Below are 18024 nucleotides of genomic sequence, written 5' to 3'. Positions count from 1 at the left end.
TTTAGACGGTCATACAGAAGCGCTCTGTTCATTATTTTGCAGCAGCCTTTAATACATATTTGGACAATGTCTCATCGTTCATGGAATAGATGACATCATCCACATAGGTTGAAACACCTTCTAATGAAGGAACCGAGGCACTGGTCGTGTAGATGTGCACGTCTTCCAGCGTCTGAGGATCAAGAATGTATCCTGTTTTGGCAAAATTAAGCTGATACTGACCATCCTGTGTCTGGTCGACATGCATCAATGCAGGTTGTGCGTCCTTGAACGTACGCTCAGTCACTTTGCCTTTCATCGTGTACAGTTCCAGCTTCTGCCCTGTAAAGACTGTATAACCGTTGCCAGCTGTCTGAATGTAGGCATCACCAGCAATGGCACGTCCCCAAGCAAGCTTGCCATCGGTGCCAAAGCCCATCAGTCGGTTACCGGTGTTTTCGAAATTCGCACGCATAATGATGGAACCATCGTCGAGAATGGCCAGCGATTCACCCCCGCCATCTCCTAATGTATTTGCATTGGCAGGGAATTGATAGAAGGACAGACGATTCAACGTACGATCATAGATCTCTACTTTGGGATTCGCAGCTTGCTGCCAGAAGTTGCCTACCTTCGTTTGTTTACTGGCATCTACTACAATTCGACCATGATCAGCCTTAAGCACGTTACCGTTAATGGTCTTTTCGGTAATCAATTTGCCCTTTTTGTCATATAACGAGATGGCTGAGCGAACGGAACCATTTGACTGCACGCCCTGACTTGAAGCAACCATCAGTGTATCGTTATCCAATAGGGATATGCTTGCGGGTGAGTTCACCGTTTTGACCCAGTTGGTTTTTCCGGATGTATTGAATGAGTACAATTTTTTGGTTTTGTCTGAATATTCCATATATACATAAGCCGTACCGTTGCTGGCATATACCGAATCAGAGTAGGTGGTATAAGGACCACTTTTCTCATGGAATATCGTATTCCACTTCAATTGTCCAGTTGTAACATCGAATGCTTGGAGAGAGTCCAGTTGCCAGTCGAGTGTTGTTTTGCTGCTTGTTTTCGTTACGGGCTGGGAGGCATGTACATATACAAGATTTTTGGATGGCACGGCATGAATTCCCTTGATCAGGACATCTTTCTCTGTATTAGCCTCAGATAACATCAGGGAAGATGACGTCCACGCCGGTTTGGGCATGGATTCGGTTGAAGCAGCGGCGTAACCTGTTGTATTCATGGTGAAGAGGAGCATGCCGCTGAGAATGAGGGCAGCCCATGTTTTGGACTTGTGTTTGGTCAATGTATGCAAGTGATAAACCACCTTTCTTCTTCAGTTCAAAATAGAACCGATTGTTGAATTTTACCATTAAAGTTAAGCTGAATTCAACCGAACGCACTGTAACCTTTTATCATTGGTTTGTCGAAATGGCTATGTTTGGAGAAGCGTAACGGTTACAGGGAATTCATCTTCTTTCGATGAAGGTGGAAGTCTGATATATTTAGTGCGGTGACAAGCCATATCTGCGTAAGACGTTGGATAGAACATAGGAAATGAAACAAGGAGAATAGTTATGAACTGGAGTGAAAATGTGACCCAATGGGTCATTGGATGTATCATCATATTGTTGCTGCTGGCCTGGATTATTCGGCGTGTTATCGGGCGCGGGCAGCGGATCCGAAGTGAAGCCAATCCTCGCAAAATTACAATAAAGGACATCGACAAGATGGAGGATGGTTCGGAATTTGAATTATATCTCTATCATTTATTCGAAGAGCTCGGGTACGATGAGGTGCATAAGACAACGAGCAGCCGGGATTTTGGGGCAGATCTGGTATTTGTCGATAGACTCGGCAGACGAAGTGTTATACAAGCGAAGCGATATGGTGCGAACCATCCCGTAGGGTTGAGTGCTGTGCAGGAGATATATACATCCATGCGTTATTATGAAGCCGACCGGTCAATTGTATTAACGTCCGCCCGTTACACCGAAGCCTGTCGGACGCTTGCAGCGGTTAATGGAGTGAAGCTGCTGGACCGGGAGGACCTGATGGAATTAATTCTGTTATTCAAAGCCAGAAGAGTGGAAGAAGCATTGGAACTGATCGAAGAAGATGACCATGAGCCAATCGAGACGTGGCAGTCCCGGCGAAAGCGGCAATCCCGTTAGGGTGCATTGTGCTACTGTGCTTTAATGTAGATTTTTAAATATCGAAAGTAGTAATGTAGTCAGGATTAACGTTTTAAACCGTGGAGACTCCCTCAAAAAAATGGATGATGCGACAGATGCAGATTTTAAAATAATTATAACCAATCGCTAGGTAAATATAGGCGACTGGTTATTTTTCTGGATAGATATTTAGTGCTCCGTTTGTTCATCTGTTGGTTGTAGCATTCCGAATATTTGATTCACCCCCCCTGGTATCGACAATGTTCACCTCAAGACCGTGACATTTAAAATTGTGGTTAGGATTTTTCCTAACCTCATCTTTTTGAAGTTCATACATAGCTAATTTATAATTTATTTCTTCCATATGTTTCAAACTTTCTTCGATTTTCTTTTGTAATTCAATTTTATGTTTCTTTAACATTTCCTCTCTTTCTAAATAGGTGGAGTTCCCCATCTCATAAGATTCCTTGTAGTCTTTAATTTTAGAAAGTGGCATTCCTGTTTCTTTGAGACAAAGAATAAAAGAAATCCAATCGATTTGTTGTTCGGTATAAACTCTATTCCCTTTTTCGTCGCGTGAAATATTCGTTAATATCCCTTGCTCTTCATAAAATCGAAGTGTCTTTGCAGTTATATTATAATTCTCCACCACATATTTCATTGAAAAAAACATCTGATCGCCTCCATAGTTACAGTTACTGTAACTGTTATTTTATCAAAATAGAAAATTATTAAAAGTAAATCCTTTTAACGTACGTATCAAATCCCTGCTTTACTTCCCCTTAGGTTAACCTGATATTCTTGAGTAGAACTTGTGGTTGGGATGGATGAGATAGGGTTACCTTCATCTGTTCCATAAATAAGTACTTAGAAATCAAAATACAAAGGAGAACGTACAATGAGTAAATTTAATAACTTGTTTGAACCCTTTATATTCAATAAAGGGATTACCTTAAAGAATAGAGTGGTTATGTCTCCGATGACGACATGGTCAAGTAATGATGATTACACGATTTCCGATGAGGAAGTTGCATATTATAAAAAAAGAGTGAATGGTGTAGGTTTAGTTATCACGGGCTGTACTCATGTCCTACCCAATGGGATTGGATTTACACATGAATTCGCCGCATATAATGATTCATTTATCCCTAGTCTAAAAAAATTGGCAGATGCTGCTAAGAGTGGAGGAGCTCCAGCAATTCTTCAATTGTTCCATGCTGGAGATAAAGCGATTGCTGAATTAGTTCCTAATGGTGACGTGGTAAGTCCGAGCGGTGTTGCTCTGACTGAAGCAGTATCCCCTAGAGAACTCAAGCATGAAGAAATTCTGGAAATTATACATGCGTTCGGTGAAGCTACAAGACGTGCAATTGAAGCTGGTTTTGACGGTGTTGAACTCCATGGAGCCCACGGTTTTTTACTTCAAAGCTTTTTATCTCCATTCTTCAACAAACGTCAAGACCAATGGGGGGGATCACTGGAAAAACGTCTGAGTTTTCCAATAGCTGTTATTCGAGAGGTGAAAAAAGCTATTGAGAGATATTCGACAAAACCATTTATTTTAGGTTACCGCATTTCCCCAGAGGAACATCAACAAGATGCCCTTAGAATGAAAGATACTTACGCACTGATTGATAAACTGATTGAAGAAAATGTTGATTATGTTCATGGTTCCTTGGTACAAGCCCTTACATCAAAACCAAAATATAACCAAGATAACAAAAAAACGTATCTTGAGCTGATTGTTGAACATGCCAACAATCGGATTTTTGTAATTGCAGCGGGTTCCTTGGAAAGCCCAGAGGATGTCTCTGAAAGCATGGAGAAAGGACTCTCTTTAGCGGTAATTGGACGTGTATTAATCTCCGATCCAGAGTGGGTTGAAAAAGTTCAACAAGGAAGGGAGGCGGAAATCCAAAACGTGATTAAATCATCTAACGTTAGAGATCTTGTGTTGCCAGCGAAACTATGGGGTGTCATACAAAATGCAGGTCCATGGTTTAAAGTTGAACAATAAAGAAGATGAAAGATCAAAAAATGCCGCTATTAATAGCGGCATTTTTTGATTTCAAGAACTTTTGTATTAATTATATTGCAACAGGTTTTATTCACTCTTCTTGAGGAAAATGGGCAATTTACGTTGCAGTTTCCCTTTGCCATAGCTTAAATAATTATAATTTGGATGACATGGTTTACTTATCCTCTTCAACAAAAAAGCTTCACCTTCACTAGCATAGCTGCACATGATATATTGAGTGTATATCAACCAAAGGAGTGTGTAATCCATTATGGCACGTACACAAACACAAAAAGCATTACGTAAAGCAGAGCGGTCAGGTCAATGGTGCTCGGAACAGAGCCGAAGAGTTAACGGAGATTATGGTGCGTTATCCCAGCATGTACGGCTCATGCCTACGAAGCAGGAAAAATTGCAAAAGGTCAAACACAAGAAGCAGATCATCCAGGATGGTAGTGCTTCTTTTTATTTTGTCTATAAGGTACGGATTGCTGGATAAGTAAGACGATAGAATTTTGTACACTAAATGAAGGGAAGAACCTATACATATGACAACAGCGCTGCACATGAATAAAAAAATCGTTCGGCGTTTTTTGCTTCAAACGCAAGCTTTACTGGGACGTTGGCCCGCCGTTTCCTTACCTTCGGGACCCAGCCAAGTTTTGAGTTTGATTCGCTCCCTTGGTTGCGTGCAGATTGATCCTGTGGCTGCTGTAACTGGAAACCAGCATTTGGTGCTGGGAGCCCGTGACCCTGGTTATACTGCTGACAGCTTAAATACGTTGCTGAGTGATCACAAGGTGTTTGAATATTTTGCAAATGCTGCCTGTGTCATTCCAATGGAAGACTATGCTCTCTTTGAACCTGTGCGTGCTCGATTAAGGGAGCGTCTGGCTCCGTCCTTGCAAGGTTTAGAGAAAACAGTGCAGCATGTGTTACAGCGTTTGAAGGAAGAAGGACCTTTACCTTCAAGAGCCTTTCGTGCTGTTGAGCGGGTTAGTGGTTATTGGGACAGTGCAGATGTGCCGAAGACCAAGGATACGACACTTGCTCTGAATTTACTGTTAGACTCCGCTGTAATTCGTGTGGTGGCGAGGCAGGGGAATGAACGTTATTTCCATATCACCGAATCCGGATTGCAGCAACAGGGACTTCCGATGAAAGAAGACATGGATGTGTTGGCCCAGAGACAGGCTCTGCTGGATAAATACATTTATGCGTATCGTGTCGTAGATGCCCGTGATCCCCGTCTCGGTTGGCTGAAATCTACAGCGGCTGAACGACGCGCCGATATTGCTGCCCGTGTGTCAGATGGGCGAATGATCCCGCTTAAGGTGGAGGACGTGGCCACGCCTCATTATATTCGTGCTGAAGATGAGGATTTGCTATTGCACATGGAAAGGGAAGAGCCGCACTATGATCCGTCAGGCCCGGTCCGTTTCCTGCCGCCGCTGGACAACCTGTTATGGAGAAGAGAACGTATTGTTGATTTATTCGATTTTCATTATAAATGGGAGATTTATACCCCAGAGGTGAAGAGAACCTACGGTTATTATGCCATGCCTATTCTTCACGGTGATCGGTTGATTGGGCGTATGGATCCACGACTTGATCGCAAAACTGGAGTACTTACTGTTCGTTTGTTATCTATGGAAGAGACTGCTCCACCTGTGGAGGAATGGATTACGGATTTTCGGGATGGGCTTCAATTCTTTGCGTCCATGCATGGAGCACGTTCTATTACTATTGAGAAGACGGTACCAAAAGAGTTGAAAAAGCTGCTTAAATCGATTTGATTAGGGGATATACGAAAGAATGTATGGATACGGAAATTGGAATTGTTGAGCGGAATTAGTAAGGACAAAAAAAGGAGGAGCCAATCGGCTCCTCCTTCTTCATTTGATTTTAATATCATATCTCTAGCATTACATCAGAAGTGCTAACGAAAACAATAACCTAGGTTCAACGTCCACGCCCAAACTTCTTTAGTTCACCAGATGAGGCATTTCAACGTTGGGATCAACATCTGCTTCATAATCCACACCATCGGTTTCAAAACCAAACAGCTGGAAGAATTCGCGACGGTAACCTTCCAGATCGGACAGATCGTAGATGTTCTCTGTGGTCAACTCATTCCAGAGCTTCGCCACTTCTTCCTGAACGTCAGCTCTCATCTCCCAATCATCAATGCGAATACGGCCTTCGGCATCGGTTGGAACTTCTCCCCCCGCATACAAACGATCAGCGAACAGACGTTGCAATTGCTCGATGCATCCTTCATGCAAGTCTTTTTCTTTCATGACTTTGTACAATGCTGAGATGTACAGCGGCACGACTGGAATTGCAGAACTGGATTGAGTCACCAGCGCCTTGGCTACAGTTAAGTACGCACGTCCACCTTTTGCACTTAGACGATCATTCAGCTTGTGTGCAGTCGCTTCCAGATGATTCTTGGCTTGACCGATGGAACCATCACGATAAATGGCATGCGTAAGTTCAGGACCGATATAAGAGAAAGCGATCGTTGTTGCATCGTCAGCAAGCACGCCGCCTTGTTGCAGGGCATCCATCCAAAGTTCCCAATCGTCTCCGCCCATAACGGTTACCGTCTGACGAATTTCCTCTTCGTTTGCAGGTTCAAGGGTAACGGAGCTAATTTCGCCTGTGTGGAAGTTCACCGTTTTGTTCGTGTAGGATTGTCCGATTGGCTTCAGCACAGAGTTAAATACTTCACCCGTGTTCGGATCGGTACGGCGTGCCGAGGCTACGCTGTATACAACCAGATCGACTTGACCGAGTTCACTGCGAATCAGTTCAACGGCTTTGTCTCGTGTTTCGTTTGCAAATGCATCACCTGTAACGCTGTACGATTTCAGGCCTGCTTCCTCTGCGGCTTTTTCGAATGCAGCGGAGTTGTACCAGCCTGCTGACGCTGTACGTTTCTCTGTGGAGCTGCTTGGACGATAAATGCCGACTGTATTCGCTCCCGCCCCAAAAGCAGAAACAACGCGTGATGCCAGTCCGTAACCGGTGGAAGCACCGATGACGAGCACATTACGGGGGCCTTTCAGCTGTGGCTGGGATTTCACATAATCAATCTGTTCCTGCACTTGCGCAGCGCAACCTACAGGGTGGGAAGTAGTACAAATAAAACCACGTGTTCTTGGTTTAATAATCATTTATTTGCATCCTTTCATATTCAGCTCATGTTTCAGCATTTCAATAAAATGCTCTTACACATACTTTCTTATTGTAAAACAATTACCTCGGAAACGGAAACCGTTTCGTTTGATTTCGCCGGAAGGGTGGCGTTATATCTCTAATTTTGCGATGATGTGAATAGAATGTACTCGCTTGTTAGGATAGAAAGGACAGGGATACCATGCTGAAGGAACGCATTGAACTGCTAAGCAAAAGAAAACAAATCTCCCGTAAAGACCTTGTGGAAGGTCTGGTCACGCAGGCCCACTTTACCAATATCCTGGCGGATCGTTATCCGCTCCCTGAGGACTTGGCAGAAGCCATCGCTGGGCGTCTTGGGGTATCCCCTTCCTATATTCTAAAGGCTGCGGCTCAGGACGAGGAAACACTCGAACGGGCAGAGGCCATCTTCGAACAAATGTCTGTTCCAGCGTCGGCGATATCCGAAGATATGGTGCATGCACTGGCAGATCGGGATGACACGTTGACCGTAGAGCTAACAACGGCCTTGATGAAGGCAGTCTATTATCAGCAGTTAAACGATGCAACGGCACATGAATATATACATAAGTCCTACCTTAATTTTTACCTGGAGAAGTATGGTCGCCCAGACGATATTGATCTGCCGCGCCCGTTAGTCAAAGCACTTTTATTCTATAAAATACAATATTATCGCTCCAAAATGGCTTTTGTGGATGTATTAACTCATGCAACCAGGCTCAGTGAGCTGGCGCTTCCTGGCAGTGAATTCTGGTTGTCTGTGCAAAATATCAAGATGGAAGCCTACATTCAGGTCAAACAGTATGAAGAGGCAAAACAGGTATTCGAGCTTACAATGCGTCATGTCTATGATCAACGGATGTTTCATCGGTTGTCTGGGTTATATGTGGCATATAGTGGTTATTGTTTTGCTATGGGGCTGGTTCAGGAGGCACTCTCTGCATTGACAATGGCGGAGGCAAACCTCGTGTATGCCGGCAACCAGGAAGATCTGGTGACGGCGATTGCCAACAATCGGATTGTCATGTTAACGATGACAGGTGAACTGGAACAGGCACAGGCTGAGATTGAACGATTTGAGTCGCTATTGCAGCAGGAAACCGAAGAAACACAGCTCGCGATGCGGCCGCTCGTCAATGTATATCAATGCGAAGTGGCTCTGGCGCGGAAGAACTGGGGCGTGCTCGCGCAAAGTGTAGATCAACTCTTGAAATGTGCAACAACACAGGATCAGCAGATGAGCGCAACCTTCTACCAGAGCCATCTGGCTCTTGCGCATGGAGATCGCGAAGTTTTCATGGAGCGAGCACTTGCCTGTCTGCCTTATTTTGAATCCGCACAGCATGTCATGCGACTTGAACCGTTATATGAGGGGATGGCCGTAGTATCCGAGGATCAGCGGAAATACAAGGAAGCAGCCATGTATTATCGGAAGCTGGTATATCTGTTACGCAAAAAGTAGAATGAATCAAAAGTAATTTTAGTATGAAATGGTATTAACCAGGAGGAGTACAAATGTTGAATAACGCTACTGACATGCTGCTGTCAGTAGCGTTATTTTATCATCACTTAAGTAAACATATTTGAAGTAAATATAAAGGGATAGAAGGCCGATTCAGGCCCCACACAATGATCGGGTACTTTTATTCTATAACAGGAAGGGTGTATTTTATGTATTTTGCTTCTGTACGCATTATTACCGACGACGTGAATCGTCTTGTTGAGTTTTATGAGAAAGTCATGGGTGTTTCGGCGGTACGTCCCGCGCCTGTCTTTGCCGAACTCGTTATGCCATCTTGCACCCTGGCAATCGGCCACTCCCAGACGGTGCCCCTGTTTGGCATTGATTCTGCCGTGGCAGCCAACAATCACACGGTCATCCTCGAGTTCCATGTCCACGATGTTGAAGCCGAATATGAGCGCTTGAAGCCGTTTGTGGACGAGTGGGTAAAGGAACCGACCACGATGCCGTGGGGGAATCGTGCTGTGCTGTTCCGTGATCCTGATGGAAATCTCGTTAATCTATTCCAGCCAGTGACCGAGGAAGCGATCAAACGTTTCAGCGGTAGGGGCTGATTCCGGGGAACAGCTCGCTCAGTGTAAAAGGTTGAAAAAGTGTGTATTCGTAATACTTATGCTTATGGGCTAAAATTCTACTGTTTTTGGCATGATGTTGTGCGTTGCCAACGCACTTGGTACAAAAAATGGCTCGCAATCGTGAAATGAAGATCGGATTAGCAGATCTTTTTTGCGGAATTAGCAACATTCCTTACTTAAGAAACGATTATCCGGTCATTCAATTACCGGATTTTTCGTTTTTTTTGTATGCCGCCAGAAGGGTATTCAAAGACAAGCCGCAGTGTTTATAATTTAACTATAAATAAAAATAAAACAAATGAGGTGCTTACTATGGGATGGTTCGGTAAAAAGAACAAACAGGAAGATGCGATTGCTAAAGCGGATAAAATGATGAATAAAGGACTCACTGGCATGATGATGAAAGGTTTCGTATCCAAGGAACATCGGGAGGCAATCAACCAAAGTCTGGATTCGGCAAAGCAGGCACAATTGGCCGCGAGTGGTTCGCTTCCATTAACGGCAACAGCAACGGTGGTGACAATCACCGATACAGGCAAACTGATCAACTTTGATCCGATTGTTGTGCTTGTATTGGATGTGACAGAGACAAACGGTAACCAGTATCAGCGAACATTGGAGACACTGGTGTCCAAAATGCAGATTCCACGAGTTGGAGATCGGGTGGGATTGGGTCAGAATCCAGCGAATCCGTCCGAACTGATCTATATGGGACTAGTGTCCATTTAGAAGGTCTTTGCTTATAAGACAGTGATACCCCATGTGTACAATACGTATAACAACGATAAATAGATATATCGTTAGAGGTATGGATAGAGATAGTAAGAGAAGGATTAAGAGAGGGTGGATCATATGGTAGGTTTCCTGAGATTCATTGGCGTATTAACTGTGTTCGGAGTAGGGTTCTCCCCATTTCTGGCACAGAAGATGTGGAATGATCCGTTTATGATTATGCAGGCATGGTGGTACACTCCGGCGATCTTTGCCGGGTTCGGGTTGATTTTTGTTCCTGCAATTTTGAGCAATATTTTTGGTGTAGGTCGAGTCAAGACAGGTTTACCGGCAGTGGGTGTCATTAAGAGCATACAACAGACTGGCACGTATATTAATGAACAACCGGAGGTTCGATTGGGTCTGACGGTGTCGCGTAAGGGGCGGGAGAAATACGATACGGAAATGAAAACCGTTATTCCCCTGACATCCATGGCTCAGTTTCAGCCGGGCAGCTTCATTCCGTTAGTGGTCTCTGTGAAGGATGAACGCAAGGTAGGGCTTGATATGAAAGGACAGTTATCACAGGAGGATATGCAGCAATTGTTGGATGAAAAGATGGTACAACAAGGGGTATCCCCTGAGATGATGGATATTGCAAGAACAGGCGAAAAAGCCATGGCCAAGATTCTCGATGTCACTCCACTTGGCAGTGGAGGCAGTAATAAGATCAAGCTTCAACTCAAACTTAGCATAACAAAGACAAATGGTGAAACGTTTAATGTGACAACGCAAAAAGAAATTTTGTCTTCTGCGCTGCCGCAAGTGCAGCAAGGCCATATCATTAACGTCATTTATTCAAGACAAGACCCGACAAAATTGGTGTTGGCATTGAATGTACAAGAGCGACAATTAAGTGACTTATTCTCTTCCTGAGAATATAGCCAAAAGGAGGTCGTACAGGTCATGGTTATGACATGTACGACCTCCTTTTGGCATTTGGTATGTAGGAGAGATGCAAGCGACGTACTACATTCAGACAATACCGAGGCGCATGCGATAAGAAAAGAGTACTTTTCTGGATTGTCCGTCAAATACACGATTAGCCAGCACTCTGAACTCGTCAGCAGCTGTTAATAGATCATCCGCTCCGAGCTTCAACGCCGTTTGCAGGCCGCCTTGGCTCAGGGCGAGATTGACATATCGATCGGCTGTGAATGTCTCGTGGTGATGAAATACGATTTCCCGAACATATCGGAACAGCCCGGACTGCTGAATCTGCTGCAAATGCCCATCCTTGCTCCATTTGTGTGCGTGACTATCCTGGGGAGCCAGACTGGCTGCTCGTTGATCTGCTTCCTTATTCAGCTGCAGATAGGCTTGTTCTAACTGCCAGTCTAACATTGGCGGCCAGTCGCAATCGTAGGCTGCAAATATGCCGCCTGTACGAAGTACACGTGCAAACTCGCGTAGTGTGGGTTGCGGCTCCATCCAGTGAAATGATTGGGAGCAGGTCAGCACATCCACACTGCCATCTGGTAGTCCGAGGTCGTGAGACAAGCCGGACACAAACCGCAAGTTATCCGGCTTCCCGGCAGATTCCCACTTGGATTCTGCTACAGACCTCATGTCATCGCTGGGTTCGAAGCCGATGATACGTTCTGCCTCATTAAGCCAGATCCACGATGATAAGCCGGTGCCACAGCCAACATCTGCGACCATACGCGGTGTGCTGCCAAGATATGTCGTTAGAATATCCACCACTTCAGTGGGAGCAGCTGGCCGATTTTGATCGTATAACGTACCAAAACCTTTGAAACGTTCCACATTGTTGCGTCTAATGTCTTGCATGGATAAACCTCCTTCGGTCAGGTGGATGATGGAGAGTCAGCTGTGATCAAAAGTTGTATAGGCCTATATTATATCATTCATTGTTAGGTAGTTTGTTCATGACGTTCTGCAAATGTTCAACGGCTTGGATATGACGTCTGAGCAATTCCTGTCCAACATGAACAGGCTCGATTACGGTTAGCTCCGAACCGAACGATAGCAGGAAGGAGTAGAGCCATTCCCCTACATTTAATTCGAGAGACACACGGAGCCTGCCATCAGGCTCTTTTTTAATGAGGGAAGGTTCGAAAAAATCATACACTCGGTATGCAATATTGCTGGAGAACGAGAGTGTCAGAGGAGTCAGGACAGGAGCTGCTTCTGATTCAGGGTCGTTTGATCCGGCAGTAACAGAGTGATCGTGTTTTCTCGCCAGAAAAGTCAACTGGGTGATCCGTTTCATCTTAAATGTCTCGAATTCTCTCCGGTCAGGGTCATCATGGATATATCCTTTGAAGTACCATGTACTGTTTTTGAATATAAGTTTCTGTGGCTCCACCGTTGGAATGCTCTTCTCTCCATCCGAATTAACATAATGAAACGTAATCAGTTGATTCGTTAATATGGCTTGTTTTACTTGATTAAAAAGTTCTCTCTCTTGCAGGGGGATGCTGCCCCATGGTGAGAAATTGAATTCGATCCAATCCAGCTTGTGATCAAACAGAGCGGTCAGCCGTTGCAGCATATGAGCACTATTAAGGTGTGGGATCGCACTGATGCTGTATAGTCCCATCAAAATTTCATTCTGGTCTTCTTCCGACAGCAGGGACTTGTCCATGACATAGTTGTCCATCAGATGGATACCGCCATGCTTGCCGGTCGTCGTATAGACGGGGATGCCCGCAGCGCTCAGCCGGTCGATATCACGGTACACCGTACGTACCGAAATCTCGAACATACGGGCGAGTTCGGGTGCTGTGGCCTTCTTTTTCTCCAATAACAAAAGCAACATTCGAAATAATCGGTTATTTTCCATGCTCTGATTATACCATGACAATAGGTGTCAGGGTATGGGTGGTACACTGGTTACATGGTCTTACGAAGACATTTTGACTCAGTCTTATAACTTGTTCTTCATTTATTGCGAAGTAGTGAAGGGGACGATATCGATTCTGACGAAACGAAGTGTTCGCTAAAAGCTTTCTGTAAGAAAGCTACTTCGGAAGCAAACGCTATCATCGGATTTTTTCCATTTAGAAATAAGAATAAAAGAAATCCGAGGATAACAGCGATCAGAAGAACGATTCGTGACCGGAACGGCTACTCGCATAATATCAAGCATTTTATATCGAAATGAGTTAATTATGAAGGAGGAACTGGTCATGACAATGAAAGAAGGATTTTACTGGGGTGGCGCAACGGCTGCCAATCAATTCGAGGGTGGATGGAACCAGGGTGGCAAAGGGCCAAGCACGTCTGACATGATGACAGGGGGAACCCACACGATTCCACGCCGGATTACGCCTGTATTGGAAGAGGGCACGTATTATCCGAGCCATGAAGCGGTTGACTTTTACGGACATTACAAAGAAGATATTGCCATGATGGCAGAGATGGGCTTCAAAATGTTCCGCATGTCCATTAACTGGTCCCGGATCTATCCGAACGGTTACGAACTGGAGCCAAACGAAGAGGGATTGCAGTTCTACGATAATGTCTTTGCCGAGTTGAAAAAATACAATATCGAGCCGCTCGTAACGATCTCCCATTATGAAACGCCATTCGGTCTGACACAGAAGTATAACGGCTGGGCTTCCCGTGAAGTCATCGACTGTTATATCCGTTATTGTACAACTCTCTTCAACCGCTACAAAGATCAAGTGAAATACTGGCTGACTTTTAACGAGATCAACTGTCTGACGATGCCGATGGGTGCTTATATGGCTGCAGGTATTCTGTTTGAAGGTAAAGAGACATTGGTCGACGGAGTGGATGATCCACAGACTCGTTTCCAGGCATTACATCACCAATTCGTTGCGAGTGCCAAAGCGGTGAAGCTGGGACATGAGATTAACCCTGATTTCCAGATCGGCTGTATGGTCGCTTTCATGACAACCTATCCAAACACATGTAACCCGGACGACATGCTGCTTGCACAGAAGAAAGACCAAATCTCCAATATGATCTGCGGTGATGTACAGGTTCGTGGAGCATATCCTGGATTCGCCAAACGTTTCTTCGCCGAAGAGGGCATCCAGATCGAGATGCAACCGGGAGACGAACAGACCCTGCGTGAAGGCTGCGTAGACTTCTATTCCTTCAGTTATTATATGTCTTTGGTTGAAAGTGCGGACGAGTCCCTGGAGAGAGCAGAAGGTAATCTGCTTGGTGGTATCAAAAATCCATATCTCGAAGCTTCCGACTGGGGATGGCAGATCGATCCAAAAGGACTGCGTTACACGTTGAATCATCTGTATGATCGGTACCAGATTCCATTGATGGTGGTTGAGAACGGGCTTGGCGCTGTTGATGTGGTAGAGGAAGATGGCTCCATTCAAGATGATTATCGCATTGATTATCTGAAGGGCCACATTGAACAAATGAAAGAAGCCGTAGCGGATGGCGTAGACCTCATTGCCTACACAATGTGGGGATGTATCGACCTGGTTAGTGCATCCACTGGAGAGATGAAGAAGCGTTATGGCTTCATTCATGTCAACAAGGACAACGACGGTAACGGAGATTTGAGCAGAACACCGAAGAAGAGTTTCCACTGGTACAAAAAAGTTATTGAATCGAATGGTGAAGAGTTATAAATTGGTGTGAAAAAAAACAGATCAGCCTGTTCCCTTAATTGGGACAAGCGGTACATGTGGTCCTGAACGAATTTAGGACTAGTAAATATGAATATTAAAAATACCCGGCTATCCTTTAGTTAAGGAAAGCCGGGTATTTCTTTGTGTAGATCAATAGCGGGCCGCTTAGGCCAGCCTTCTGCTTTGCAGTTGGGACATACGCTCCAAATGCCGCCGATAAAACCATATGCATGTGGAGAGCCAGCAACCACTCAAGAAGTATCCGCCTACGATATCACTTGGATAATGCACCCCCAAGTAGATACGACTTATACCAATGGTCAGTATAAATACGGCGCTGGCAACAATCATCAGAACACGTCCGGTGACGGTGGGTACATGTTTCCAGATTAGAAAGGCCAGTCCACCGTACAGGCTAAATGCGGCCATAGAATGCCCACTGGGAAAGCTATAGCCGCTCACTTCGATAATCCGGTTAATGGTAGGTCTGGCACGCTGGAATACCAGCTTGAGCAATGCATTTAACAGGGTTGAACCGGCGAGCACACAAGCGAGGAAGAGTAGTTCGCGTTTGTGTCGCAGCCAAACGTATAACACAATCATGGAAATGATTGTAATGAAAACTACAGGCATTTCACTGCCGATCCAGGTGAAAAACTGCATGAATTGCGTCATGCTGGGGGATTCCAACCCCTGAATCCAGCCGATCAGCGTATCATCAAATCGATGAATCTGGTTGTCGCTGATGGATAGGGCGATGCTTATAAAAGCGATCATGCATAACGCTGCAAAGAGCAGCGGGAATGAGATGTTCTTTTTCCAGTTGTGTATCAAATGTCGAGTTCCTCCGTGATGGTTGATTTCGTATGTTGTGTCCTTGCGTATGTCGGACATAACGATATTTGTATTGTGCTATAATTTTACAATAAATATAGCAGCAATAAAAATATGTAACCTTAACAACGCTTATTCAAGCAGAGAATGTAGGAGGGGAGCGGTCGGAATGAAACGACGTTTGGTGATGTGCATGTTGATCTTACTGTTGGTTACATCTGGGTTAGCTCTATTTCCCGGAGAGAAAGTGTATGCTTGCAGTTGTGTCGAGAATGATGTTCAAGAGAGATTGAAGACAAACACAACTGTATTTACAGGAGAAGTGGTGAAGAAGGGACGTTCTCAACAGTCGAAGCATGATGGCTTATTAAGAGAGTATACCTTTGATGTAGATACGGCATGGAAGGGAGTTGATGCCAAAAAGATGAAAATCCTTGCGAGTGACGGAGGATCTGAATCCTGTGGCATTCAATTTGAAAAGAATCAGTCCTACCTGATCTATGCTTATCGATATGAATTGGATCATAAGCTACATACGAATCTGTGCAGTCGCAATGTTCCAATTGAACAAGCCGGAGATGATCTGAAATTGCTGGGCGCAGGCAAGGTTGTGAGTGAAGAAGACTTTGGAGAAACTAATGATGGGCGAAGTGGGCCTTTCTATCTTATCTTATACGGTACAGTCATTTTATTAGCAGTGTTGGCAGTTGTGTGGGTCTGGAGAAGAAAGAAAAGAGTGTGATTGCCCAAGGACAGACAGAATCTGAAGAAGCGAAGCGTTCGCCTAAAAGCCTTTTGAAAGAAAGCTGCATCGAAAGCATACGCTATCCCCGAATCTTCCCTTTATAAAAAGGGATCAAAAAAATCTGGGGATAACAGCGATCAGAAGGTTATTCTGTCATCTGAGTGGCCAGTGTAAATATTCTTTAGTTCAATTTTTAAAGTTCAGCTGCAACATGTATTCATAGGCTGTGACACCAAATACCCGTTTGAAATGCCGGTTCAGATGGGTCAGATCAACAAATCCGCAATCGGCAACAGCAGTATATACGTCCTTCTGCTTTTCAATGGACTGACGGGCACGCTCTACTTTGCAGTTTAAGAAAAACTGGTAGGGGGATATGCCTGCATGTGCCTTGAATTCACGGATAAATTGAAACTTGGACATGCCAAATTCGGAACTCAGGTTGTCCAGCTTGAGCACATCTTCGGTGCTGCAAAACATGATTTCCTTGGCTTTGCGGACCAGGTTGTCCTGAGGCAACCAGAGCTTGGTGTCCATTTCCTTCTGAGCCAGCAGGTGAACCAGATTGAAGACCCGTTCGCTGCACTCGGCTTCGTCCTGTCTGAGTTGAACGGCATCGTTCAGCATCAGAATGTTACGTGCAAGCTCGGGGTCATAGACGATGGGACTTCCAAAACGCAATTCCTTTTTACCTATAATCTCCTCTACCAAATCCGGCTTCAAATACAGCATCACATAGTCAATGCCAGCCTTATCATAGGAGCTTCCATCATGAGACTGTTCGCGGTTGAATAACATGACACCATTTTGGTGAGACGCCTGATATTGTCCGTCCAGGTTGTATTGTTGAATGCCACGCAGGGTTACGCCGACCGCATACTCTTCATGGCAATGTTTTTTGTATGCAAAATCAGTAAAGCTGGCGGATAGTGCCAGCACGTCTTGCGACTTTTTATAGTTAAACCGTTCCATGCAGCACACCTCCCAAGCTTTAGATTAATCCGGATACTATAATGGCTGAGTATAACAAAAAAAGTGCCATGAGAATACTCAGTAATTTTTGGTGGCGATTCAGCAACGTTCTGAAAACCGTGCCAAAAACAACCCAACTGGAATAGGCCAGAAATCCAATGAATGTAATCAGCAGCACGAACAGGAACGAAGAAAATGAACTTTGATAAAAGGGCAATACATAACTTGGAATGACAGTGAAAGTAAACAAGACGACCTTTGGATTCACAAATTGCATGATAAAACCGTTCCAGAATCCGGTAACTTGTTTCGGTGCATCCTCGGTGGTACCCATTTTGTAGATCTGGTACGCCAGATACACCATGTAAAGGCCGCCGACAATCTGCATCACCTTCAGAATTCCAGGTAACACTCCCGCAAGAAGCTGATTAAGAAAAGCTGAAGCGGTAAGCAGCAGACCAAATGCCAACGTAGCTCCCCAGACATAGCGCATTGTTTTTCGTGCGCCAACGATCTGTGTAGAAGAAAGAATTACGATATTGCTGGGGCCAGGGGTGAATGTAACAACGATGCAGTAGATTAAAAAAGATGCAAGATTCATAATGATGATGCTCTCCTCTGGTTGTAGTCTAGTTCCATGAT

18 protein-coding genes are annotated in these 18024 nt (G+C 44.7%); 10 read left to right on the top strand and 8 right to left on the bottom strand.

Annotated features, from left to right (window positions below; genetic code table 11):
* Nucleotides 1-31: 31 nt before the first annotated feature.
* The gene (locus F0220_RS23255) at nucleotides 32-1291 is read right to left on the bottom strand and encodes a PQQ-binding-like beta-propeller repeat protein (RefSeq protein WP_146118076.1); all 1260 of its coding nucleotides are present in this window, start codon (nucleotides 1289-1291) and stop codon (nucleotides 32-34) included.
* A 271-nt stretch (nucleotides 1292-1562) separates the two neighbouring features.
* Between F0220_RS23255 and F0220_RS23250 the strand changes: the two genes are divergently transcribed.
* Nucleotides 1563-2159: a restriction endonuclease gene (locus tag F0220_RS23250; protein WP_091020359.1), complete on the top strand. Its 597-nt coding sequence runs from the start codon at nucleotides 1563-1565 to the stop codon at nucleotides 2157-2159.
* 205 nt (nucleotides 2160-2364) lie between these two features.
* On the opposite strand, the gene F0220_RS23245 is transcribed toward F0220_RS23250, so the two are convergent.
* Entirely contained in the window at nucleotides 2365-2832 is a 468-nt protein-coding gene (locus tag F0220_RS23245; RefSeq protein ID WP_105601765.1) for a MerR family transcriptional regulator, read from the bottom strand.
* 225 nt (nucleotides 2833-3057) lie between these two features.
* Here F0220_RS23245 and F0220_RS23240 point away from each other — a divergent pair, with 225 nt between their 5' ends.
* The 3 genes from F0220_RS23240 (at nucleotide 3058) to F0220_RS23230 (ending at nucleotide 5972) form a co-directional block, all read left to right on the top strand.
* A complete protein-coding gene (locus F0220_RS23240) occupies nucleotides 3058-4176 on the top strand; it encodes an NADH-dependent flavin oxidoreductase (RefSeq protein ID WP_105601763.1) in 1119 nt (372 codons plus the stop codon).
* A gap of 271 nt (nucleotides 4177-4447) precedes the next feature.
* Nucleotides 4448-4675 carry a hypothetical protein gene (locus tag F0220_RS23235; protein WP_091020354.1) on the top strand — a complete coding sequence of 76 codons (228 nt, stop codon included), beginning with the start codon at nucleotides 4448-4450 and terminating at the stop codon, nucleotides 4673-4675.
* Nucleotides 4676-4742: 67 nt separating this feature from the next.
* Nucleotides 4743-5972 carry a DNA glycosylase AlkZ-like family protein gene (locus F0220_RS23230; protein ID WP_105601849.1) on the top strand — a complete coding sequence of 410 codons (1230 nt, stop codon included), beginning with the start codon at nucleotides 4743-4745 and terminating at the stop codon, nucleotides 5970-5972.
* Between the two features lie 189 nt (nucleotides 5973-6161).
* On the opposite strand, the gene fabV is transcribed toward F0220_RS23230, so the two are convergent.
* Nucleotides 6162-7355 (bottom strand): enoyl-ACP reductase FabV, encoded by a 1194-nt coding sequence (gene fabV, locus F0220_RS23225; RefSeq protein ID WP_105601762.1) that lies wholly within the window; start codon nucleotides 7353-7355, stop codon nucleotides 6162-6164.
* A gap of 203 nt (nucleotides 7356-7558) precedes the next feature.
* On the opposite strand from fabV, the gene F0220_RS23220 reads away from it, so the two are divergent.
* The 4 genes from F0220_RS23220 (at nucleotide 7559) to F0220_RS23205 (ending at nucleotide 11121) form a co-directional block, all read left to right on the top strand.
* Nucleotides 7559-8839: an XRE family transcriptional regulator gene (locus tag F0220_RS23220; RefSeq protein WP_149846773.1), complete on the top strand. Its 1281-nt coding sequence runs from the start codon at nucleotides 7559-7561 to the stop codon at nucleotides 8837-8839.
* 209 nt (nucleotides 8840-9048) lie between these two features.
* A complete protein-coding gene (locus tag F0220_RS23215) occupies nucleotides 9049-9453 on the top strand; it encodes a VOC family protein (RefSeq protein WP_105601758.1) in 405 nt (134 codons plus the stop codon).
* Nucleotides 9454-9786: 333 nt separating this feature from the next.
* Nucleotides 9787-10203 carry a hypothetical protein gene (locus tag F0220_RS23210; protein WP_074096159.1) on the top strand — a complete coding sequence of 139 codons (417 nt, stop codon included), beginning with the start codon at nucleotides 9787-9789 and terminating at the stop codon, nucleotides 10201-10203.
* Nucleotides 10204-10326: 123 nt separating this feature from the next.
* Nucleotides 10327-11121 (top strand): hypothetical protein, encoded by a 795-nt coding sequence (locus F0220_RS23205; RefSeq protein ID WP_105601757.1) that lies wholly within the window; start codon nucleotides 10327-10329, stop codon nucleotides 11119-11121.
* Nucleotides 11122-11220: 99 nt separating this feature from the next.
* Here the strand turns inward: F0220_RS23205 and F0220_RS23200 are convergent, their stop codons facing one another.
* The gene (locus F0220_RS23200; protein ID WP_105601755.1) at nucleotides 11221-12036 is read right to left on the bottom strand and encodes a class I SAM-dependent methyltransferase; all 816 of its coding nucleotides are present in this window, start codon (nucleotides 12034-12036) and stop codon (nucleotides 11221-11223) included.
* A gap of 73 nt (nucleotides 12037-12109) precedes the next feature.
* Nucleotides 12110-13051 (bottom strand): helix-turn-helix transcriptional regulator, encoded by a 942-nt coding sequence (locus F0220_RS23195; RefSeq protein ID WP_258170180.1) that lies wholly within the window; start codon nucleotides 13049-13051, stop codon nucleotides 12110-12112.
* A gap of 346 nt (nucleotides 13052-13397) precedes the next feature.
* On the opposite strand from F0220_RS23195, the gene F0220_RS23190 reads away from it, so the two are divergent.
* On the top strand, nucleotides 13398-14831 hold the full coding sequence (locus tag F0220_RS23190; RefSeq protein ID WP_105601753.1) for a glycoside hydrolase family 1 protein: 1434 nt from the start codon (nucleotides 13398-13400) through the stop codon (nucleotides 14829-14831).
* 165 nt (nucleotides 14832-14996) lie between these two features.
* Here the strand turns inward: F0220_RS23190 and F0220_RS23185 are convergent, their stop codons facing one another.
* A complete protein-coding gene (locus tag F0220_RS23185) occupies nucleotides 14997-15665 on the bottom strand; it encodes a phosphatase PAP2 family protein (RefSeq protein WP_223199760.1) in 669 nt (222 codons plus the stop codon).
* A 169-nt stretch (nucleotides 15666-15834) separates the two neighbouring features.
* Between F0220_RS23185 and F0220_RS23180 the strand changes: the two genes are divergently transcribed.
* The gene (locus F0220_RS23180; RefSeq protein ID WP_181155585.1) at nucleotides 15835-16407 is read left to right on the top strand and encodes a hypothetical protein; all 573 of its coding nucleotides are present in this window, start codon (nucleotides 15835-15837) and stop codon (nucleotides 16405-16407) included.
* 189 nt (nucleotides 16408-16596) lie between these two features.
* Here the strand turns inward: F0220_RS23180 and F0220_RS23175 are convergent, their stop codons facing one another.
* Nucleotides 16597-17382: an AraC family transcriptional regulator gene (locus tag F0220_RS23175; protein ID WP_105601750.1), complete on the bottom strand. Its 786-nt coding sequence runs from the start codon at nucleotides 17380-17382 to the stop codon at nucleotides 16597-16599.
* Nucleotides 17383-17401: 19 nt separating this feature from the next.
* Nucleotides 17402-17983: a LysE family translocator gene (locus F0220_RS23170; RefSeq protein ID WP_091020334.1), complete on the bottom strand. Its 582-nt coding sequence runs from the start codon at nucleotides 17981-17983 to the stop codon at nucleotides 17402-17404.
* Nucleotides 17984-18024: the final 41 nt, after the last annotated feature.

The organism is Paenibacillus sp. 37 (assembly GCF_008386395.1).
Taxonomy (GTDB): Bacteria; Bacillota; Bacilli; order Paenibacillales; family Paenibacillaceae; genus Paenibacillus; species Paenibacillus amylolyticus_B.
Note: the sequence above shows the minus strand (reverse complement) of the source record. Positions and strands in the feature narration are given on the sequence as shown.